Annotated in this window: 19 protein-coding genes, 1 tRNA gene and 1 pseudogene; 13 read left to right on the top strand and 8 right to left on the bottom strand. The window is 72.6% G+C overall.

Translation table 11 applies throughout. The features are described 5' to 3' along the window. The 9 genes and pseudogenes from DK412_RS08620 (at nt 1) to map (ending at nt 8,860) form a co-directional block, all read left to right on the top strand. A complete protein-coding gene (locus DK412_RS08620) occupies nt 1-1,257 on the top strand; it encodes a flavin-dependent oxidoreductase (protein ID WP_109971615.1) in 1,257 nt (418 codons plus the stop codon). Nucleotides 1,258-1,518: 261 nt separating this feature from the next. Next, nucleotides 1,519-2,283 (top strand): SDR family oxidoreductase, encoded by a 765-nt coding sequence (locus tag DK412_RS08610; protein WP_109971613.1) that lies wholly within the window; start codon nt 1,519-1,521, stop codon nt 2,281-2,283. Next, nucleotides 2,214-2,603: pseudogene (locus DK412_RS30595) on the top strand (MarR family transcriptional regulator); the annotation flags it as partial. The gene DK412_RS08610 and the pseudogene DK412_RS30595, both read left to right, overlap by 70 nt. A 186-nt stretch (nt 2,604-2,789) precedes the next feature. Then, nucleotides 2,790-3,623 (top strand): enoyl-CoA hydratase family protein, encoded by an 834-nt coding sequence (locus tag DK412_RS30590; RefSeq protein WP_204165594.1) that lies wholly within the window; start codon nt 2,790-2,792, stop codon nt 3,621-3,623. A 214-nt stretch (nt 3,624-3,837) separates the two neighbouring features. Continuing rightward, nucleotides 3,838-4,983 (top strand): acyl-CoA dehydrogenase family protein, encoded by a 1,146-nt coding sequence (locus DK412_RS08600; RefSeq protein WP_109971611.1) that lies wholly within the window; start codon nt 3,838-3,840, stop codon nt 4,981-4,983. Between the two features lie 186 nt (nt 4,984-5,169). Beyond that, nucleotides 5,170-6,756, top strand: a complete 1,587-nt coding sequence (locus DK412_RS08595; RefSeq protein WP_245447720.1) for an AMP-binding protein — start codon at nt 5,170-5,172, stop codon at nt 6,754-6,756. Then, a complete protein-coding gene (locus DK412_RS08590) occupies nt 6,753-7,196 on the top strand; it encodes a RidA family protein (protein WP_109971609.1) in 444 nt (147 codons plus the stop codon). The genes DK412_RS08595 and DK412_RS08590 overlap by 4 nt, the downstream gene beginning before the upstream one ends. Continuing rightward, nucleotides 7,196-8,038 (top strand): alpha/beta hydrolase, encoded by an 843-nt coding sequence (locus DK412_RS08585; RefSeq protein WP_109971608.1) that lies wholly within the window; start codon nt 7,196-7,198, stop codon nt 8,036-8,038. The genes DK412_RS08590 and DK412_RS08585 overlap by 1 nt, the downstream gene beginning before the upstream one ends. Nucleotides 8,039-8,107: 69 nt before the next feature. After that, nucleotides 8,108-8,860, top strand: coding sequence for a type I methionyl aminopeptidase (gene map, locus DK412_RS08580; RefSeq protein WP_109975146.1), 753 nt, complete (start codon nt 8,108-8,110; stop codon nt 8,858-8,860). Between the two features lie 164 nt (nt 8,861-9,024). Here map and DK412_RS08575 read toward each other — a convergent pair whose 3' ends face one another. The 4 genes from DK412_RS08575 to DK412_RS08560 all read right to left on the bottom strand — a co-directional run bounded on the left by DK412_RS08575 (nt 9,025) and on the right by DK412_RS08560 (nt 12,084). Further along, nucleotides 9,025-9,951, bottom strand: a complete 927-nt coding sequence (locus tag DK412_RS08575; protein WP_109971607.1) for a bestrophin family protein — start codon at nt 9,949-9,951, stop codon at nt 9,025-9,027. Nucleotides 9,952-10,039: 88 nt separating this feature from the next. Beyond that, a complete protein-coding gene (argE, locus tag DK412_RS08570) occupies nt 10,040-11,215 on the bottom strand; it encodes an acetylornithine deacetylase (protein WP_109971606.1) in 1,176 nt (391 codons plus the stop codon). Nucleotides 11,216-11,438: 223 nt separating this feature from the next. After that, the gene (locus DK412_RS08565) at nt 11,439-11,780 is read right to left on the bottom strand and encodes a DUF1491 family protein (RefSeq protein WP_093570852.1); all 342 of its coding nucleotides are present in this window, start codon (nt 11,778-11,780) and stop codon (nt 11,439-11,441) included. 103 nt (nt 11,781-11,883) lie between these two features. Beyond that, nucleotides 11,884-12,084, bottom strand: a complete 201-nt coding sequence (locus DK412_RS08560; protein WP_109971605.1) for a hypothetical protein — start codon at nt 12,082-12,084, stop codon at nt 11,884-11,886. Between the two features lie 446 nt (nt 12,085-12,530). Between DK412_RS08560 and DK412_RS08555 the strand changes: the two genes are divergently transcribed. Both DK412_RS08555 and DK412_RS08550 read left to right on the top strand, forming a co-directional pair. After that, nucleotides 12,531-13,697 (top strand): MFS transporter, encoded by a 1,167-nt coding sequence (locus DK412_RS08555; RefSeq protein ID WP_204165530.1) that lies wholly within the window; start codon nt 12,531-12,533, stop codon nt 13,695-13,697. After that, on the top strand, nt 13,694-14,788 hold the full coding sequence (locus tag DK412_RS08550; RefSeq protein WP_245447487.1) for a spore photoproduct lyase family protein: 1,095 nt from the start codon (nt 13,694-13,696) through the stop codon (nt 14,786-14,788). Before DK412_RS08555 ends, DK412_RS08550 begins: the two co-directional genes overlap by 4 nt. 16 nt (nt 14,789-14,804) lie before the next feature. Here the strand turns inward: DK412_RS08550 and DK412_RS08545 are convergent, their stop codons facing one another. Both DK412_RS08545 and DK412_RS08540 read right to left on the bottom strand, forming a co-directional pair. After that, on the bottom strand, nt 14,805-15,113 hold the full coding sequence (locus tag DK412_RS08545; protein WP_093570849.1) for an ETC complex I subunit: 309 nt from the start codon (nt 15,111-15,113) through the stop codon (nt 14,805-14,807). Between the two features lie 24 nt (nt 15,114-15,137). Further along, nucleotides 15,138-15,214 (bottom strand) — tRNA-Pro (locus DK412_RS08540). Nucleotides 15,215-15,792: 578 nt separating this feature from the next. On the opposite strand from DK412_RS08540, the gene DK412_RS08535 reads away from it, so the two are divergent. Beyond that, complete coding sequence (locus DK412_RS08535; RefSeq protein WP_162596155.1) at nt 15,793-16,398, top strand: PAS domain-containing protein; 606 nt, start codon at nt 15,793-15,795, stop codon at nt 16,396-16,398. Between the two features lie 109 nt (nt 16,399-16,507). Further along, nucleotides 16,508-17,134, top strand: a complete 627-nt coding sequence (ruvA, locus tag DK412_RS08530) for a Holliday junction branch migration protein RuvA (RefSeq protein ID WP_109971602.1) — start codon at nt 16,508-16,510, stop codon at nt 17,132-17,134. A gap of 4 nt (nt 17,135-17,138) precedes the next feature. On the opposite strand, the gene DK412_RS08525 is transcribed toward ruvA, so the two are convergent. Both DK412_RS08525 and DK412_RS08520 read right to left on the bottom strand, forming a co-directional pair. Further along, complete coding sequence (locus DK412_RS08525; RefSeq protein WP_109971601.1) at nt 17,139-17,738, bottom strand: hypothetical protein; 600 nt, start codon at nt 17,736-17,738, stop codon at nt 17,139-17,141. Between the two features lie 253 nt (nt 17,739-17,991). Further along, nucleotides 17,992-19,383, bottom strand: coding sequence for an ATP-binding protein (locus tag DK412_RS08520; RefSeq protein WP_109971600.1), 1,392 nt, complete (start codon nt 19,381-19,383; stop codon nt 17,992-17,994). Nucleotides 19,384-19,393 lie beyond the last annotated feature (10 nt).

Below are 19,393 nucleotides of genomic sequence, written 5' to 3'. Positions count from 1 at the left end.
ATGCGCGTCCTCATCGTCGGCGCCGGGATCGGCGGGCTCGCCACCGCCCTGATGCTCCACCGGCGCGGCATCCGCGCCACGATCGTCGAGCAGGCCGCCGAGGTCCGCGAGGTCGGCGTCGGCATCAACACCCTGCCGCACGCGATCCGCGAGCTCGCCGAGCTCGACCTGCTGCCGGCCCTCGACCGGGTGGCGATCCGCACGAAGGAACTGGCCTACTTCAACCGCCAGGGCCAGGAGGTCTGGCGCGAGCCGCGCGGGATCGACGCCGGTCACCCGGTGCCGCAATTCTCGATCCATCGCGGGCGGCTGCAAGCCGTGCTCTACGACGCGGTGCGCGAGCGGCTCGGGCCGGGCGCGGTGAGAACCGGCCTGTCGCTCGCCGGCTTCCTCCAGGACGAGGGCGGGGTCACCGCCCACTTCACCGACTCGCTCAGGGGTGACGCCGGCCGCACGATCCGGGCCGACGTGCTGATCGCCTGCGACGGCATCCACTCGGTGGTGCGCAAGACCTTCTTCCCCGACGAGGGCCCGCCGCGCTGGGACGGGGTGCTGATGTGGCGCGGCGCCACCGAGTGGAGCCCGTGGGGCGACGGCCGCACCATGGCGATCGGCGGCGGGATGGGCGCCAAATGCGTGCTCTACCCGATCGCCGACGCGGAGGGCGGGCGCCAGCTGATGAACTGGGTGGTGTTCGTGAAGATGGCGGACGGAAAAGTCTCGCCGCCGCCGAAGGAGAGCTGGTCGCGCCCCGCCCACCGCTCGCAGGTGCTGCCCTACGCGAAACGCTTCGCCCTGCCGGATTTCGATCTCGCGGCCCTGGTCGAGGCGACGCCGCAGATCTTCGAATACCCGATGTGCGACCGCGATCCGCTGCCGCGCTGGACCCACGGCCGGGTGACGCTGCTGGGGGACGCCGCCCACCCGATGTACCCGGTCGGCTCGAACGGCGCCTCGCAGGCGATCCTCGACGCGCGGGCGCTCGGCGACGCGCTGGCGAGCGCCGAGCACCCGATGCAGGCGCTCCATGCCTACGAGGCCGAGCGCCGGCCGAAGACCGCCGAGATCGTGCTCCTCAACCGCAAAGGCGGGCCGGAGCGGGTGATCGACGAGGTCGAGAAGCGGGCGCCGGCGGGGTTTTCCCGGATCGAGGACGTGCTGAGCCACGCCGAGCGCCAGGCGATCGTCGGCGGCTATGCCGGCAAGGCGGGGTTCGCGGTGGCGGGAAAGGTGAGCCCGCTGCGGGTGGCGGTGTGAGGCACCCCGCGCCGTGAGCAGTCTCCTCTCCCCGCGGGCGGGGAGAGGGCTTTGGTGACCTTGTCGTCACCAAAGCGAGGCGGCAGCCGAGGGTGAGGGGGTGTTTCCGGAGGGGTCTCATCCGGAAACACCCCCTCACCCCCGCGGCGAACCTCCGGTTCGCTACACGGGCTTGCCGAACCCTCTGGACGAGGGTTCGGCCCTCTCCCCGCCCGCGGGGAGAGGGGAATTCCGCCCAAATCCTTTAAGGTTGAAACATCCATGCCCGACACCCCTCCTTCCCGCCACGTCCTCGTCACCGGCGCGACCCGCGGCATCGGGCGGGCGATCGCGGCGGCGTTCGTGGCGGCGGGGGAGCGGGTGACTCTGCTCGGCCGCAGCGCGGAGAGTGCCGAGCGGGCCCGCCGGGAGATCGGCGCAGCCCACGCCGTCGCGGCCGACGTGACCGACGCGGCGGCCCTGGAGGCCGCCCTCGGCCAAGCCGCCGCGCAGGCCGGCCCGGTCGCAGTGCTGGTCAACAATGCCGGCGGCGCCGAGACCGCGCCGCTCGCCCGCAGCGACGTCGAGACCCTGCGCCGGATGATGGCGCTCAACGTCGAGCCGGTGCTGGTCGCCACCCGCGCCGTCGTTCCGGCCATGAAGGCGGGCGGCAGCGGCCGGATCGTCACGATCGCCTCCACCGCCGGCCTCAAGGGCTACGGCTACGTCAGCGCCTATTGCGCCGCCAAGCACGCCGTCGTCGGCCTCACCCGGGCGCTGGCGCTGGAGCTCGCCGCCACCGGCATCACGATCAACGCGGTCTGCCCCGGCTTCACCGACACCGACCTCGTCGGGAGCGCCATCGACGGGCTCGAAGCCAGGACCGGCCGGGCCCGCGACGACCTCATGACCGAGTTCACCCGCCACAACCCGATGGGCCGCCTGATCCGCCCGGAGGAGGTGGCCGACGCCGTGCTGTGGCTCGCAGGAACCGGCGCCGGTGCCGTCACCGGCCAGGCCGTCGCGGTGGCGGGAGGCGAGCTGTGAACGCCCCGGTCGAGCCTCCCGCCGAGATCCCCGGCCATCGCAGCGAGTTGCGGCTCTGGCTGCGGCTGCTCACAACGGCCAACACCATCGAGGCGGAGATCCGCCGGCGCCTGCGCGATCAGTTCGACACCACGCTCCCGCGCTTCGACCTGCTGGCGCAACTGGAGCGCGCGCCCGACGGCATCATGCTGAGCGAGCTGTCGCGCCGGATGATGGTGTCGAACGGCAACGTCACCGGCCTCGTCGAGCGGCTGGCGCAGGAAGGGCTGATCGACCGCCAGGTCTCGGAGTCCGACCGCCGGGCGGTGCAGGTGCGCCTGACAGCGGAGGGGCGGCGCGTTTTCGCCGGGATGGCCCGGGCCCATGCCGACTGGATCGCCGAGCTCGTCGGCGCCCTCGATTCCTCCGAGCAGGACGCGCTCTCGACCCAGCTCTCCGCCCTCAAGGCCTCGGTACGCCCGGGCGGCGCGCCGGCCAAACCCAAACCGAAACGCCAGGGAGGCACCATGAGGCGCCAGAACGCCATCGCGGCCCCGCTCGAAAGATTCACGCCGCAGCATTTCGGCTTCGCGATCCAGGACGGCATCGCGACCGTGACGCTGAACCGGCCGGAGAAGAAGAACCCGCTCACCTTCGAGAGCTACGCGGAACTGCGCGACACCTTCCGGGCCCTGCGCTTCGAGGAGACCGTGACGGCCGTCGTCGTCACGGGCGCGGGCGGCAATTTTTCCAGCGGTGGCGACGTGTTCGAGATCATCGAGCCCTTGACCACGATGGGTGCCGCCGACCTCCACGCCTTCACGACGATGACCGGCGACCTCGTCAAGGAGATGCGGGCCTGCCCGCAGCCGGTGGTGGCGGCGGTCGAGGGCGTCTGCGCGGGGGCGGGCGCGATCATCGCCATGGCCTCCGACCTGCGGGTGGCGGGCGCGGGCGCCAAGGTGGCGTTCCTGTTCAACCGGGTCGGCCTCGCCGGCTGCGACATGGGCGCCTGCGCGATCCTGCCCCGGATCGTCGGCCAGGGCCGGGCCTCCGAGCTCCTCTACACCGGCCGCTTCATGAGCGCCGAGGAGGGCGAGCGCTGGGGCTTCTTCAACCGCCTGGTGCCGGCGGGCGAGTCCCTGACCGCGGCCCGCGAGACCGCCCGGGCGCTCGTGCAGGGCCCGGCCTACGCCAACGGCCTGACCAAGCGGATGCTGCACATGGAATGGGCGATGGGGGTGGACGCCGCCATCGACGCCGAGGCGATGGCGCAGGCGCTCTGCATGAAGACCCAGGATTTCCGCCGCGCCTTCGAGGCCTTCGCCGGCAAGACGAAGCCGGTCTTCGAGGGGAATTGAGGGATGATCCTCGCCGTCCCCACTCCTCCCACCCGCGACCTCATCCTGAGGTGCCGGCCGATTGAAGATCGGTTGGCCTCGAAGGAGGCCTCCAGGGATCTCAGGGCCATCTGGAGCCCTCCTTCGAGGCTCCCTCCGGTCGCCCCTCAGGATGAGGGTGTGGGTGGGACGGGTGAAGCTGCGGGCCAGTCAGCTCAGGCGGGAGGTCGCTGACATGCCGGACCAAACCTTCCTCGACTGGCCGTTCTTCGAGCCCCGCCACCGCGACCTCGCGGCGGAGGCCGAGGCCTGGGCCGCCCGCACGGTCCCGGACCTCGTCGATCACCACGACGTCGACGGCTCGTGCCGGCGCCTCGTTTCGGCGCTGGGCGAGGCGGGGTTCCTGCGCTTCGCCGCCCCCGAGGACGGGGTGTTCGACGTGCGCGCCCTGTGCCTCCTGCGCGAGACCTTCGCCCGCCACGACGGCCTCGCCGACTTCGCCTTCGCCATGCAGGGCCTCGGCACCGGGGCGCTGACGCTCGAAGGCACGGCGGCGCAGCGCGAGGCGGTGCTGCCCGGGGTGCGCGCCGGGCGCCGCATCGCCGCCTTCGCGCTGACCGAGCCGGAGGCCGGCTCGGACGTCGCCGAGATCGCGCTTGCAGCGGTGCCGGCCGACGGCGGCATGGTGCGGCTCGACGGCGAGAAGACCTGGATCTCGAATGGCGGCATCGCCGACACCTACGTCGTCTTCGCCCGCAGCGGCGAGGCGCCGGGGGCACGGGGCCTCTCGGCCTACCTCGTGCCGGCCGATACGCCCGGCCTGACGATACCTGAGCGTCTCGACACCATCGCCCCCCACCCGCTCGCGCGCCTGCGCTTCGAGGATTGCCGCGTGCCGGCGGAGAACCGCATCGGCGCGGCCGGGGCCGGGTTCAAGGTCGCGATGGCGACGCTCGACGTCTTCCGCGCGACCGTCGGCGCCGCGGCTTTGGGCTTTGCCCGCCGCGCCCTCGACGCCTCGCTCCGGCGGGCGCAATCGCGAAACCTGTTCGGCGCGCCGCTTTCCGCGATGCAGCTGACCCAGACCAGCCTCGCCGAGATGGCGACGGCGATCGATACCGCGGCGCTCCACGTCTACCGCGCCGCCTGGACCCGCGATTCGGGGGCGCCCCGCATCACCCGCGAGGCCGCGATGGCCAAGATGGTGGCGACGGAAGCCGCGCAGGGGGTGATCGACCGGGCGGTGCAACTCCATGGCGGCGAGGGCGTCCGCTCCGGCTCGGTGCCGGAGACGCTCTACCGCGAGATCCGCGCGCTGCGGATCTACGAGGGCGCCACCGAGGTCCAGAAGCTCGTCATCGCCCGCCAGATTCTCGCCTGAGGGCCGGGTCCCGCCTGAGAGGAGTGTCCGATGGAGGCTGCCGTGTCGAAGACCCAGGACATCCCGGTATCCGAGGCTCCCGTACCGGGGATCGTCGCGGTTCCGGCTCCCGCCGGGGCCGGGGCCAGCCCGTGGGCGCGGGCTCCCGACACCTTCGTGCGGGACAACCTGCCGCCGCCGGACCGGATGCCGGACTTCGTCAACCTCGACCGGCTCGGCTATCCCGAGCACCTGAACGCTACCGTCGAGCTGGTCGACCGCCACGTCGCGGAGGGGCGCGGCGACCGGGTGGCCCTCGTCGGCGAGCACGTCACCTGGACCTATGCCGCGCTGAAGCGGCAGATCGACCGGATGGCGAACGTCCTCGTCGACCGCCTCGGCCTGGTGCCGGGGGGCCGGGTGCTGCTGCGCTCGGCCAACAACCCGACCAAGGTCGCTTTGTACCTCGCCATCATCAAGGCCGGCGGGATCGTGGTGGCGACGATGCCGCTCTTGCGGGCGCGCGAGCTGACCCAGATCCTCGACAAGGCCCGCATCCCGCTCGCGCTCTGCGATGCCGGGCTGATCGACGAGATGGCGAAAGCCGTCGACGGCCGGGCCGAGCCGGTGCGGGTCGTCACCTGGCGCGGCACCGCCGGGGGCGAGCTCGGCGACCTCCTCGACGGCGCCTCCGACCGGTTCGAGCCGCCCCCGACCCGGGCCGACGATCCGTGCCTCCTCGGCTTCACCTCCGGCACCACCGGCCTGCCGAAGGCGACGATCCATTACCAGCGCGACCTCCTGGTGATCTGCGACTGCTACGCCCGCGAGGTCCTGCGGGCGAACGAGGACGACGTGTTCATCGGCTCGCCGCCGCTCGCCTTCACCTTCGGCCTCGGGGGGCTGGTGCTGTTCCCGTTCCGGGTCGGCGCCCGGGCGGTTCTGCTCGAGAAGGCCGGGCCGGCGGACCTCGCCGCCGCGATCACCCGCCACCGCGCCACGATCCTGTTCACGGCGCCGACCGCCTACCGGGCGATGCTCGGGCTGATCGGGCAAGCCGACCTGTCGTCCTTGCGAAAATGCGTCTCGGCCGGCGAGACCCTGCCGGCGCCGACCTTCCATGCCTGGTTGAAGGCGACCGGCCTGAAGCTCATGGACGGCATCGGCGCGACCGAGATGCTGCACATCTTCATCGCTTCGCCCGAGGGCGAGATCCGCCCCGGCGCCACCGGCAAGCCGGTGCCGGGCTACGAGGCAAGGGTGATCGACGAGGCCGGCCGGCCCTGCCCGCCCGGCGTGCCGGGGCGCCTCGCGGTGCGCGGGCCGATCGGCTGCCGCTACCTCGCCGACGAGCGCCAGACCGTCTACGTGCAGGACGGCTGGAACGTCACCGGCGACACCTACCTCCAGGACGAGGACGGGTATTTCTGGTTCCAGGCCCGCAACGACGACATGATCGTCTCGGCCGGCTACAACATCGCCGGGCCGGAGGTGGAGGCGAGCCTGCTCGCCCACCCGGCGGTGGCCGAATGCGGCGTCGTCGCGGCGCCCTGCCCGGAGCGCGGCCGCATCGTCACGGCCTACGTGGTGCTGAATGCAGGCTTCACCGGCGACGCGGCGATGACGAAGGCGTTGCAGGAGCACGTGAAGCACGACCTCGCGCCCTATAAGTATCCGCGGGCGGTACACTACGTGCCGGCCCTGCCGAAGACCGAATCCGGCAAGCTGCAACGCTTCGCCCTGCGCCGGCAGGCCGAGGCGGAGGCGGCGACCGTCCAGGGAGACTCTGCATGACCGCCAGCCCGATCCCGCTCCGCCCCGACACCGAGGCGCCTGCCCTGACCACCCTCCAGCCGCCGAGCTGGAAGAAGCCGAAGGGCTACGCCAACGGCATGGCCGGCCGCGGCACCGTGGTGATGACCGGCGGTCTGATCGGCTGGGACGCGGACGAGGTGCTGGCCGAGGGTTTCGTGCCCCAGGTCGAGCAGATTCTTCGCAATATCCTCGCCGTGCTCGCCGAGGCCGGCGCCGGGCCGGAGCACGTCGCCCGGCTGACCTGGTACGTGCGCAGCGTCGACACCTACCGCGCGTCGCTCGCCGAACTCGGCCCGGTCTACCGCCGGGTGATGGGCCGGCACTTTCCCGCCATGGCCCTCGTCGGGGTCGCCGACCTCGTCGAGCCGGGCGCGCTGGTCGAGATCGAGGCGACCGCGATCGTGCCGGACGAAGCGTGATGCGACCGGCATCCTGGACCACCGGCGACGCCCTCGGGGATATCGACCGCGCCTACGACAATGTCGGGGCGATCCCCGATGCCAAGAGCTATCCGGCCCGCTGGAGCGAGGCGGCGGCCGCCTTCCGCGCGCGGCTGTCGGGGCAGGGCCGCGCCCGTCTCGGCCTGCCCTACGGCACCGGGCCGCGCCACGCCTACGACCTGTTCCTGCCCGAGGGCGCGCCGCGGGGCCTCGCGGTGTTCGTTCATGGCGGCTACTGGAAGGCGTTCGACCGTTCGGTCTGGTCGCACCTTGCCGCGGGCCCCCTCGCTCACGGCCTCGCCGTCGCGCTGCCGAGCTACACGCTCTGCCCGGAGGCGCGCATCGCCGGCATCACCGCCGAGATCGCCGCCTTCCTCGACTGCGCGAGCGCCGAGGTGGCGGGGCCGATCCATCTCTCCGGCCACTCCGCCGGCGGCCACCTCGTCAGCCGGATGCTGTGCGCCGACGTCGCCCTCGCCTGCGCGGATCGCCTCGCCCGGACGGTGTCGATCAGCGGCGTCCACGACCTGCGCCCGCTCCTCGGCACGGGGATGAACGAGACCCTGCGCCTCGATCCCGCCGAGGCCCGGGCCGAGAGCCCCGCCCTCCTCGCCCCGCGCCCGGGCGCCCGGCTGGTCGCCGTCGCAGGGGGCGACGAATTGCCGGAATTCCTGCGCCAGAACCTGCTGCTGCCGACGGTCTGGCACGGGCTGGAGGCCGAGACGCGGGCGTTCGAGATCGCCGGGCGCCACCATTTCAGCGTCATCGAGGACCTGACCGATCCCGGAAGCGCCCTGACGCGGGCCCTGGCCGGCGTCTGACGCTTGGCCGCGACCCCGCCGCGATGGCACAAGCACCCCCGCAAGGGGCCCGCGGCGAAGGACGACGAGATGACGGTTTCGAGCGACGACGAGCTGGAGGGCCTGCGCCGGATCGGGCGCATCGTCGCCGAGGCGCTGGAGGCGATGGGCCGGGCGATCGAGCCCGGCATGACCACCCTCGACCTCGACGCGATCGGGCGGGACGTCCTGGAGCGGGCGGGCGCCCGGCCGGCGCCCGAGATGGTCTACGGCTTTCCCGGCGCGACCTGCATCAGCGTCAACGAGGAGGTCGCGCACGGCATCCCGGGCGAGCGCCGGATCGCCCCCGGCGACCTCGTCAACATCGACGTCTCGGCGGAGAAGGACGGCTGGTTCTCCGATACCGGCGCCTCCTTCGCGGTGCCGCCGGTGACCCGCGCGGTCGAGCGGCTGTGCCGCGACGGGCGCCGGGCGATGTGGACGGGCCTGCGCCAGGTCGGGGCCGGCAAGCCGCTCTCCGGCATCGGCCGGGCGGTCGGCGCCTTCGCCAAGAAGAACGGCTACACCCTGGTGCGCAACCTCGCGAGCCACGGCGTCGGCGCCGCGCTGCACGAGGAGCCGACCGAGATCGCGACCTGGCCCGACGCTTCCGAGCGCCGGATCATGGCCGAGGGGCTGGTCTTCACCGTCGAGCCTTTCCTGTCGCTCGGCGCCGACTATGCCGAGAACGGCGACGATCCCTGGACCCTCTACAGCCGGCCGCGGGCGCTAACAGTGCAGTACGAGCACACGGTGGTGGCGACCCGCAACGGGCCGCTCGTCCTCACCGTGCCGGGGCAGTAATACCAACGGTCGTTGAAGACGACCTTTGGTGCCGTTCTCGAATTTTTGCCAAGCCTCTGGCTTGGGGTCGGAAATGCGAAATGGGTCAACGGCCTCGCCGGTCTCGGGCCTGCCCGAGATCGACGTTGATGCGTCAGCATCTTGGGCCGTTGGTATAACGTCGTTCAGCGCAGCCAGTAGCGCTCCGGCGCCAGCGGCGGCGGCACCGGCGCGCCGAGGGCGTCCTGCACCACGCCGTCGACGGTGCGCAGGAGCGCGTCGAGGGGCAGGTCGTTGGCGGCCGAGCCGAACGGCTCCTCCAGCTCGTCGCCGAGCGCGTCGAGGCCGAAGAAGGTGTAGGCGACGAGCGCCGTCGCCACCGGCGTGCCCCAGCCGAGGGAGGCCGCGAGCCCGAAGGGCAGCAGCAGGCAGTAGAGCCACGCGGTGCGGTAGAGGAGCAGCGTGTAGGCGAACGGCAGGGGCGTGCCCTGGATGCGCTCGCAGGCCGCCTGCACCCCCGACAACCCGGCGAGCTTCTGCTCGAACAGGCCGAACGACACGTCGCTCAAGGTCCCCTCCCGGAGCGCCGCCCCGAGATCGGCGGCGAGGTTCGACAACGCCGCATCCACCGGGCTGGCGCAGGCCGGCAGCCGCCCGCGCTCGGCTTCCGGCAGGAAGGGGGCGGCCGCCGCGGCGGCGTCGCGCCCTCGCAGGCGGGCATGGAGCGCGTGGGCGAAGCCCGCGAGGCGGTTGAGGCAGCGCCGGCGCAGGTCCGCGTTCTCCGCCCCGTCGGTGGGCAGCAGCGCCCCGAGCAGCCGGGCGAGGCCCCGGGCCTCGACGATCAGGGCGCCCCACACCTTCCGGGCCTCCCACCAGCGGTCGTAGCAGGCGTTGTTGCGGAAGCTGAGGAAGATCGAGAGGGCGAGGCCGATCAGCGTGAACGGCCCGATCCCGGCATTGAGCGGGATCGCGTGAGCCCAGCGCTGCTCCGTCGCCACCACCAGGCAGGACACGGCGGTGAGGGCGATCACCTGCGGGGCGATCTGCGGCAGGATCGACCCGCGCAGCGCGAACAGGATCGCGAGGGCGCCGGGCCGGGGACGGACGATCATGGACGCGCACGCTGGGCGGAACTGGGCGCGCGGTCATCCGCCTCGGCGAGGCCGCGGTCAAGCGCCGGCCGACGGACCATCATGGCCTCTACGCGCAGCTCTCGGCGATCAGCCGGCGCAGGAAGGCGCCGCATTCCGCGAGTTCGCCCGTCTCGACATACTCGTCGGCCTTGTGGGCGCGGGCGATGTCGCCGGGGCCGATCACCACCGAGGGGATGTCGCCGAGGCTCTGGAACAGGCCGGCCTCGGTGCCGTAGGACACCTTGGCGTGGGCGTTGCGGCCGGCGAGGCGCTTGGCCAGGGTGACGAGGGGCGCGTCGGGGGCGATGTCGAGGCCCGGATAGTCGATCACCGGCTCGACCGTGAGGCCGCAAGCCGGATCGCGGGCCTGCATCTCCGGCACCAGCACGTCGCGGGCGTAGGCCAGCACCGTCTCGGCGAGGGCGCGGGGATCGTCGGCGGCGATGCCCCGGAACTCGAACCCGACGGTGCAGCGGTCGGGCACGATGTTGAGCGCCGTGCCGCCCTGGACCAGGGCGGTGAGCCCGGTCGTGTGGGGCACGTCGTAGAGGTCGTCCCGGGCGCCGTCCTTCGCGAGCCCCTCGGCGGTCAGCCGCACCCGGTCGATGAAGCGCGCCGCGTACTCGATCGCGTTGACCCCCGTCGGCGCCAGCGCCGAGTGGCAGGCCCGGCCCCGGAAGGTCGCCTTCGCGCCGTACTTCCCCTTGTGGCCGATCACCACCGCCATGCCGGTCGGCTCGCCGACGAAGCAGCCCAGGGGCTGAATCCGCTGCTCGCGGAGATGGGCGATGAGCGGCCGGACGCCGAGGCAGCCGATCTCCTCGTCGTAGGAGATCGCGAGGTGGAGCGGGCGGGTGAGGGGCGCTGCCGCCATCTCGGGCAGGAGCGCCAGGCAGACGGCGAGGAAGCCCTTCATGTCGGAGGTGCCGCGGCCGTAGAGGCGCCCGTCGATCTCGGTCAGCCGGAACGGGTCGTGCGTCCAGTCCTGGCCCTCCACCGGCACCACGTCGCTGTGGCCCGACAGCACGTAGCCCGGCCGGTCCGCCGGCCCGACGGTGACCCACAGGGCCGCCTTCTCGCCGGTCGCGTCGACCACCCGCTCGACCGCGGCGCCGTGGCGGCGGCAATACGCCTCGACGTGATCGACGAGGGGCAGGTTGCTCGCCGAGCTGACCGTCTCGAAGCCCACGAGGGTGGCGAGGAGGTCCTTGATGACGGGGAGCGTGGAATCGGAGGACGTCATGGGAAGCGTACGGGCCTGACGGGGTGGTGCGAGAAGGGGCGGTGCAAGAACCTGGAGCCAAGAACCTGGAGCCAAGAACCTGGAGCCAAGAACCTGGAGCCAAGAACCTGGAGCCAAAAACCTGGAGCCCCGCGACGCTTGCAGGGCCGATGCCACCGCCTCGCGGGCGGTCCCCCCTTATGCCGCGTTCCGGCGCCGGCGGACAGCCGACCGGCCGACGACCCTAGGCGGACAGGTCCAGGAAATGCCGGCCCTCCCGGTCGTCGATCTCGACGATCCAGAGATCGGAATCGAACCGGATTTCCTTGGCGAGCCGGGCCTCGACGTCCGGCGGCAGGGCCTCGCGCATCAGGGCCTCGAAGCGGCGCCCGCCCTCCTCGTTGCCCTCGAACAGGGCCTGAGGCGCCGGGCCGTAGAGGTCGGCGCTCCCGTCGAGGCGGTCGACCTTCACGAAGATCGCCCCCGCCTCCGGCGCGCCGCGGCGGCGCTGCACCGCGCTCACCCCCTCGACCGCGCAGCGGCGCAGGTGGGCGGCGACCCAGAAATCGGAGCGCAGGCGGGCCATCGGGCGGGGCGTCCTCGGAGGAGTCGGGTCGGCCCCTCATAGGACAGCGCCCGATCGCGGGGCAATCGGGCGCTGCATCGAACCGTGGGTGCGGGGGCGCCGGTCAGGCGGGCTGGGCCGCCCCGTCGAGCGCGGCCACGTCGGCCCGCTCGCGCCAATCCTCGACGCCGTGCTGACGGGCGAAGCGCAGGGCGGCGGCGCGCACCGCCCGCTCCGGATCGCGGGCACGGGTGATCTCGACGGTCCCGACGGTGAACGGGACTCCGAGGATCTGCTTGGCGAACAGTACGCGGTACTGCGACATCGTCCGTCTCCTTAGGCGATGGATCGCGTCGATGGCGGGATTCATCACCGCTCATAGTCCCCCGGAGGAACCCGGTTCCCGGAGCGCCCGCGCCGCGGCCATCGGCCGGGTCCGGGACGAGGTGCACCTCCGCACTCCGTCCGACATCGCGTTTCGCCCATCGGGGAACCGATCGACTGCGATCGGGAAAGAGTATCGGCGCGTCCCGCGCCGAGGCAAGCCGGTTCTTCCGATCTGCTCACTTCCCCATGTGGCGATGATCTCCGCTCACGGAAGGTGCCTCACGGGCGTGTGATCGCGCCTTTCGCCCGAGGCGTTTCCCTTGCGGCGGCATGCCCGCAGGGCGGACCTCCCGTGCGGGCAGCTCCCGTGCCGCAGCGCGAAAACCCGCTATGTCGGGCACCGACAAGCGCTCATGCAGGCAGCGCTCACGCAGGACCACGTCCATGTCGCCCCTCTCCGCCGCGACCCGCCTGAGCCTCAGCTTGATCGCCGGCGGGGCGGTCGCCAACATCTACTACAACCAGCCGCTGCTCGGCCTCCTGGTCCAGGCCTTCGGCCACGACGCCTCGGTGCTGGTGCCGACCGCGACGCTCGCCGGCTACGGGGTCGGCATCCTCGGCCTCGTGCCGCTCGGCGACAAGCTGGCGCGGCGCAGCCTGATCGTCGGCCAGCTCCTGCTCCTCGCCGGCGTGCTGGTGCTGGCCGCCGCGAGCACCAGCCTCTCCGTCCTGGTGCTGGCGAGCTTCCTGATCGGGGTGCTCTCGACCGCCGCCCAGCAGGCGGTGCCCTTCGCCGCCGAGCTGGCGCCCGACGCGGTGCGCGGCCGGATGGTCGGCCAGGTGATGACCGGCCTGCTGCTCGGCATCCTGCTCGCCCGCACCGTGAGCGGCTTCGTCGGCGCCTGGGCGGGCTGGCGGGCGGTGTTCGTCGGGGCGGCCGGGCTGTCGGTGGCGCTCGCCGGCCTCGCCTGGGCCGGGCTGCCGCGGACGCCGCCCGCCGCGCGTCTCGGCTACGGCGCGCTGATGGGCTCGATCCTCGACCTCGTGCGCACCCAGCCGGTCCTGCGGCGTGCCGCCCTCGCCCAGGCGCTGCTGTTTGCCGCCTTCAACGCGTTCTGGACCACGCTGGCGCTCCTCGTCGAGGCGCCGCCCTTCGGGCTCGATCCGGCCGGCGCCGGCCTGTTCGGGCTGATCGGCGCGGCGGGCGCACTCTGCGCCCCCCTCGCCGGGCGCTTCGCCGACACGCGCAGCCCGCGCCCGGTGCTGATCGGCGGCGCCGTCTTGACGCTCGCCGCCTTTGCGGTGTTCGGCCTGTTCGGCGGCCACTCGCTCGTCGCCCTCGCGATCGGGGTCCTGCTCATCGACATCGGCATCAACACCGCGCTGATCGCCAACCAGACCCGGGTCTATGCCCTCGCCCCCGGCGCCCGCGGGCGGATCAACACGGTGTTCTTCACCGCGATCTTCGTCGGCGGGGCGCTCGGCGCCTCGGCCGGCACCCGGGCCTTCGCGGCCGGCGGCTGGCCGGCGCTCTGCGCGGTCGGCGGCGCCTTCGCGGCGGCGAGCCTGCTGGTGCCCCTGCTGGAGCCCCGCGACCGCCCTAGATCGTGACGAGTCCCCCCGCGCCTCCCCCGAGCCCGCCCCTGTCGAACCTGCTCGCCATCGACACGATCTACCACGAGCCCGCGGTGGAGGACTTTCCCCGCGGCCGCGAGGTCCTGGAGCGTTTTCCGGATGCGCGGCGCATCGTAGTGCCCTCGCACTGGAACATCCCGGAGCTGCACGGCAATGCCGGCTCGGTCGAGGACTGGGTGCGGATCAAGCGCTCGACCCTGGTGCTCGGGATCAAGAAGGGCCTGACCTCGCGGCCGAACGGCCGCAGCGCCCACTTCATCGCGCCGTCGAGCTCCAACGGCTGCGCCATGGCCTGCGCCTACTGCTACGTGCCGCGCCGCAAGGGCTACGCCAACCCGATCACCCTGTTCGTCAACACCGAGGCCGTCGGCCGGGCGATCCGGCGCCACGCCGCCGCGCAAGGCCCCCTCCCCGCGCCCGACCAGATCGACGACCGGTTCTGGGTCTACGACATCGGCGAGAACGGCGACCTCTCGGTCGATGCGCTCGCCTGCGACAGCGTGCGCGACCTCGTCGGGCTATTCCGTGACATTCCGAACGCCAAGGCGTCGTTCGCCACCAAGTTCGTCAACCGCGACCTGCTCGCCTACGCGCCCGAGGGCAAGACCCGGATCCGCTTCTCGCTGATGCCCGAGCGCATCGCCCGGGTGGTCGACGTGCGCACCTCGCCGATGGCGGAGCGCATCGCGGCAATCGACGCCTTCGTGGCGGCGGGCTACGAGGTCCACGTCAACTTCTCGCCGGTGATCCTCTACGAGGGCTGGGAGGAGGATTGGCGGGCGCTGTTCCGCGCGCTCGATGCCGGCATCGGCCCCGCCGTGAGGGCGCAGCTGAAGGCCGAGATCATCTTCCTCACCCACAACGCCGCGTTGCACGACGTGAACCTGCGCTGGCACCCGAAGGCCGAGGCGCTCTTGTGGCGCCCCGACATCCAGGAGAGCAAGCGCTCCGAGGGCGGGATGGAGAACCTGCGCTACCGCAGCGGCTGGAAGGGCCGCTGGCTCGCCCGGTTCAAGGCGCTCCTCGCCGAGGAGCTGCCCTATTGCGGCGTGCGCTACGCGTTCTGAGGCGCGAGGCCGGAACTCAGTGCGTCCAGGGCGCGGTGCGGTTGTACTTGAAATTGTCGGAATAGGAGAGGCCGCGGCGCAGGGGCAGCTGCGGCTCCTCGACCCGGTAGGCGATGCCCTCGCGGGTCGCGTAGGCGATCGCCTCCTCCTTGGTGTCGAACTCGAGCCGCACCTGCTGCAGCATGTCCGAGGACGAGGTCCAGCCCATCAGCGGCTCGGTCTCCCGCGGGCTCGTCTGGTCGAACTCCAGCGTCCACTGCTTGGTCCGGGCGAGGCCGGACTGGGTCGGGTCCTTGGCAGGGCGGAAGATGCGGGCGGTCGACATCGCGGGCTCTGGTCCATGGAGTGATGGTCGGGGCGGCCGGATTCGAACCAGCGACCCTCTGGTCCCAAACCAGATGCGCTACCAGACTGCGCTACGCCCCGATGCCCTGGTTCCTAGTGAAAATCCCTGTGGGGCGCAAGCCGAGGCCGGGTCGCGGGCGGCCCGGTGCGCCCTGGCGGATGGCAGGATGGGGTCCGGCACGGCGCCGCGCCGTCAGAACCATTCATGACGCTGGGTTCGCCTGTGGATGTCCCGACAACGGGAGGAATTCACACCGATCCACGGCTGGATAAGGCCGCCCACGACGAGATCGAATCCCTCACTTTCGCCCGCAATACTTCTGATAAAGAAAATATTTCACGCCCGGCAGACCGATAATAGAAAAAATCACTCGACGATATTTTGAAAATGCAAATAAGTAAAAGCTGCTCCTGGCAAAGGACCACCCCAAGGGTGACGCGGTCGACGACGGCTGCAATGGCTTCGCTGGACGTTCGGGCGCCCGGCCTCGTGATCCGGTTGCCGTCACGAGGCGCCAGACATCGCGCCCGACGAAGCTCGGCCGGCCCAGCCACCGGAAATTGACTGCATTGACCGGCCTCACCGGCGAAGCGCACAAGGCCGGGACAGGCCCGACCATCGGGGGGTGTCGAGCGAGGCGAAGGGGCTGCGGACCATCATGATCGGGGACGTCGAGGGAAGACGCGGCGCCGGAAGGGTGCGGCCGGCCCCGCCGATGACGGCGGACATGGTCGGCACCTGGTCGTGGGACATCGCCGCCGACCGGATGCATGCCGACGACGTCGCCGGCAGCCTGTTCGGGGCCGATCTCGACCGCCTGGCCAAGGGCGCGCCCCTGCGGGTCTTCGCCGCCTGCATCCACCCCGACGACCGCGACGCCGTCATCGCCCGGATGCAGCACGGCGCGGCGGAAGGCGGCTCGTTCGTCGCCGAGTTCCGGGTGCGGGACGCCGCCGGCCGGACCCTGTGGGTGCTCTCCCGCGCCCGCTACGAGCGCGACGGCGACGGCCGCCCGGCCCGGGCGCACGGCATCCTGGTCGACATGACCGGCAGCGCCCTGAGCGACACGGCCTACGACCACTGCGTCGATGCACGGCCGGACTGCCCGCTGGAGCAGGCCGCCGAGGCCTGCATCGCCGCCCGCGAGGCCCTGGCGACGGCGGACCGGCCGTTCCTCCTGAAGATCGTCGACATGCTGCTCCTCGAGCTCGGCCGCGAGATCGGCAAGAGCCTGCGCCGGGCCTATCTGCGCCGCCTGAGCTGAGCGCCGTCGACGGGGCGACGCGCCGCATCGCGCCGCCTTGTGGGCCGGGGCCGGGCTGGGTATGGCCCGGGATCCGGGCCCTGTCGGCCCGCCGGAGATCCGACGGGCGATGATCGGCAAGCTGAAGGGCGTGGTGGATTCCTACGGCGAGGATTTCGTGATCCTCGACGTGCACGGCGTCGGCTACGTGGTGCATTGCTCGGCCCGGACGCTGCAGCGCCTGCCGCCCACCGGCGAGGCGGCGGAGCTGGCGATCGAGACCCACGTCCGCGAGGACATGATCCGCCTCTACGGCTTCCGGGCCGATGCGGAGCGCGAGTGGTTCCGCCTCCTCCAGACCGTGCAGGGCGTCGGCACGCGGGTGGCCCTCGGCGTGCTCTCGGTGATGGAGCCGGGCGACCTCGCCACCGCCATCGCCACCGGCGACAAGGGCGCGGTCGCCCGCGCTCCCGGCGTCGGCCCGCGGCTGGCCGCCCGGCTGGTGGCCGAGCTGAAGGACAAGGCCCCGGCCTTCTCCCCCGTCGATCCGGCCCTGATCCAGCTCACCGGGGCGGTGGAGGACAGGACCGCGCCCCAGCCCGTCGCCGACGCGATCTCGGCGCTGGTCAATCTCGGCTACGCCCAGGTCCAGGCCTCGGCGGCGGTGGCCGCGGCGCTCAAGGGCGCCGGCGAGGGCGCGGCGGCGATGGAGGCCAAGACCCTGATCCGCCTCGGCCTGCGCGAGCTGGCGCGGTGAGCGCCTACACCGTGAAGTCGAACACTGCCGCCTGGCTGCCCTTCGGCGTCCCGCTGCCGCTCGCGCCATAGCCGCTCGCCTGGCTCTGCGCCTGCGCGGTCTGAAGCTGCTTGAGGAAGCCCGCGAGCAGGTCGCTGGCGCTCGTGGCCGCGTCGGCCGTGGACGTGGCATCCGTCGAACCTGTCGCATCGGCCGCGCCGGAGGGCGGCGGACCGGGGGGAGGACCGCCCGCGCCGCCGACGCCGCCACGCTCCCCGCCCTGGCCGCCCTTCTGCGACGACAGCAGGGACTTGAGCGTCGTCGCCTGGTCGCTCGTCAGGGTGCCCTTGGTGACCTCGGCGCCGATGAGGTCGTCCATCCGGCTCTTGGCCTGGGCCGGGTCGAGGCGGGTGCCGCTCGTCCCGGAACCGGACGTGCCGGACATCGCCTGGTCGATGTCCTGAACCGCGCTCGTCAGCGCGCTCGCGTCGGTGGCGCTCAGGCTGCCGGCCTGCGCTTGCGCCGAGATCTGGTCGAGGAGCCGCTGCTTGTGCGCGCCGGCCTTCGGCTCGACCTTGGGCGGGTTGACCAGCTGGGCGGCGCTGGAGGCGGAGACGGTCGTCATGGGGGCGTGAGACCTCGCGTGTGGGCGGGGACGATCCGTCGTCCCCGACGCGAGGCAGGTTGCGGCCGGCGCCGCTTAAGAGATCTTTCGCCGCCGCGGGAGAACGGTTTCCGCCTGTTGCGCTGCGGCAAGCCGCAATGAGAGGTTACATCTTCGCCAAGTATGTCTCTTCGCCGAGCATCTCTCGGCCGAATCTCTCGGCCAAGTATCTCTTTGCCAAGCATGTCCGCGCGAGCCGGCCCGGCGCGCCGGCTCAGGCGGCCCGGGCCGCCGGCGGCCGCGGCACCGCGCCGGCCGCCCGCGGCAGCTCGAGGCGGACGCACAGGCCCTGCGGCACCCGGTTCTTCAGGCTGAACGTGCCGCCGTGCGACTGCGCGATGGCGCTGGCGATCGACAGGCCGAGGCCGAAGCCGCCGGCCTCGTTGAGGGTGCGGGCGCGGTCGCCGCGCACGAAGGGCTGGAGCATCAGGGCACGCTCCTCCTCCGGGATGCCCGGCCCCTCGTCGAGGATCTCGACCGCGACGCGGCCCGGCCCGGCCTCGACGAGGCGCACGGTGGCGCCGCCGGCATATTTCACCGCGTTGTCGATGAGGTTGGTGAGCGCCCGCTGCAGCTCGCCCGACGAGGCGCGCACCAGGGCCGGCCGCAGGTCCTCGTCCCGGACTTCCTCGGCCCGTACCGCCTCGCCGATGTCGGCGAAGCCGTCGCAGACCGTCTGCACCACCGAGGCGAGGTCGACGAGGCCGAGATCCGCCCGGGGCTGGCCCTCGCGGGGCTGGCCGTCGCGCACGAAGGAGAGCGCCGCCTCGACGAGCGCGTTCATCTGGTCGAGGTCGCGCAGGAACTGCCGGCGCAGCCCCTCGTCCTCCAGGAACTCCGCCCGGAGGCGCAGGCGGGTGATCGGCGTGCGCAGGTCGTGGCTGATCGCCGCCAGCATGTGGGTGCGGTCGTCGAGGAGCCGCAAGACCCGGTCGCGCATCCGGCCGAGCGCCCGGGAGACCGCCAGCACCTCCTCCGGCCCGCGCTGCGGCAGCGGCCGCGCCTCGGTGGCGGTGCCGAAGGCCTCCGCCGCCTCGGCCAGCCGCGCGAGCGGCGCGGTGAGCGCCCGCGTCGCCCAGATCGACAGGAGCGTCAGCGAGAGCGCGAGGAAGACCAGGGTGATCAGCACCGCGCTGGTCAGCGGCGGGTGCGGCAGCGGCAGCGGCGGCAGGTCGGCGGCGAGCTGGAGGCCGCCCGGCCCGGCGATGCGCAGGTGCAGCGCGCCGGCGGGCTGGTGCTCGGCCGAGACGCCGTAGCCGGGCCCGAGCGCCGCCCGCAGTCCGGTGATCTCCGGCACGTCGGCGCTCGACGGGCCGGGCGCGTTCGGCTCGTTGGCGGGCAAGAGGGTCAGGTGGAGCGCCGAGGCGCTGTGGCGCGCCGCCGCCACCACGTCGGCCCGGTCGTCCGCCGGGGCCGCCGCCACCATGTGGACGACGGTGACGAGGCGGTTGGCCAGCGCGCTCGGGCGCTCGTCGGAGCGGCGCAGCTCCGGGCGCAGCAGCAGGAAGGCCACGGTCACGACGACGTGGGTGACGACGATCGCCGCCACCACCAGCAGGGCGAGCTGCCCGGCGATGCGGCCCGGCAGAGGCCCCTTGCCCGTCATGGCGAGACGC

Origin of the sequence: Methylobacterium sp. 17Sr1-1 (assembly GCF_003173775.1) — a bacterium.
GTDB lineage: Bacteria > Pseudomonadota > Alphaproteobacteria > Rhizobiales > Beijerinckiaceae > Methylobacterium.
Note: the sequence above shows the minus strand (reverse complement) of the source record. Positions and strands in the feature narration are given on the sequence as shown.

Bases quoted from the DNA above. Each gene is read 5' to 3' on its own strand.
- DK412_RS08620 (WP_109971615.1), top strand. From the start codon at position 1: ATGCGCGTCCTCATCGTCGGCGCCGGGATCGGCGGGCTCGCCACCGCC.
- DK412_RS08610 (WP_109971613.1), top strand. From the start codon at position 1,519: ATGCCCGACACCCCTCCTTCCCGCCACGTCCTCGTCACCGGCGCGACC.
- DK412_RS30590 (WP_204165594.1), top strand. From the start codon at position 2,790: ATGAGGCGCCAGAACGCCATCGCGGCCCCGCTCGAAAGATTCACGCCG.
- DK412_RS08600 (WP_109971611.1), top strand. From the start codon at position 3,838: ATGCCGGACCAAACCTTCCTCGACTGGCCGTTCTTCGAGCCCCGCCAC.
- DK412_RS08595 (WP_245447720.1), top strand. From the start codon at position 5,170: ATGCCGGACTTCGTCAACCTCGACCGGCTCGGCTATCCCGAGCACCTG.
- DK412_RS08590 (WP_109971609.1), top strand. From the start codon at position 6,753: ATGACCGCCAGCCCGATCCCGCTCCGCCCCGACACCGAGGCGCCTGCC.
- DK412_RS08585 (WP_109971608.1), top strand. From the start codon at position 7,196: ATGCGACCGGCATCCTGGACCACCGGCGACGCCCTCGGGGATATCGAC.
- map (WP_109975146.1), top strand. From the start codon at position 8,108: ATGACGGTTTCGAGCGACGACGAGCTGGAGGGCCTGCGCCGGATCGGG.
- DK412_RS08575 (WP_109971607.1), bottom strand. From the start codon at position 9,951: ATGATCGTCCGTCCCCGGCCCGGCGCCCTCGCGATCCTGTTCGCGCTG.
- argE (WP_109971606.1), bottom strand. From the start codon at position 11,215: ATGACGTCCTCCGATTCCACGCTCCCCGTCATCAAGGACCTCCTCGCC.
- DK412_RS08565 (WP_093570852.1), bottom strand. From the start codon at position 11,780: ATGGCCCGCCTGCGCTCCGATTTCTGGGTCGCCGCCCACCTGCGCCGC.
- DK412_RS08560 (WP_109971605.1), bottom strand. From the start codon at position 12,084: ATGTCGCAGTACCGCGTACTGTTCGCCAAGCAGATCCTCGGAGTCCCG.
- DK412_RS08555 (WP_204165530.1), top strand. From the start codon at position 12,531: ATGTCGCCCCTCTCCGCCGCGACCCGCCTGAGCCTCAGCTTGATCGCC.
- DK412_RS08545 (WP_093570849.1), bottom strand. From the start codon at position 15,113: ATGTCGACCGCCCGCATCTTCCGCCCTGCCAAGGACCCGACCCAGTCC.
- DK412_RS08535 (WP_162596155.1), top strand. From the start codon at position 15,793: ATGATCGGGGACGTCGAGGGAAGACGCGGCGCCGGAAGGGTGCGGCCG.
- ruvA (WP_109971602.1), top strand. From the start codon at position 16,508: ATGATCGGCAAGCTGAAGGGCGTGGTGGATTCCTACGGCGAGGATTTC.
- DK412_RS08525 (WP_109971601.1), bottom strand. From the start codon at position 17,738: ATGACGACCGTCTCCGCCTCCAGCGCCGCCCAGCTGGTCAACCCGCCC.
- DK412_RS08520 (WP_109971600.1), bottom strand. From the start codon at position 19,383: ATGACGGGCAAGGGGCCTCTGCCGGGCCGCATCGCCGGGCAGCTCGCC.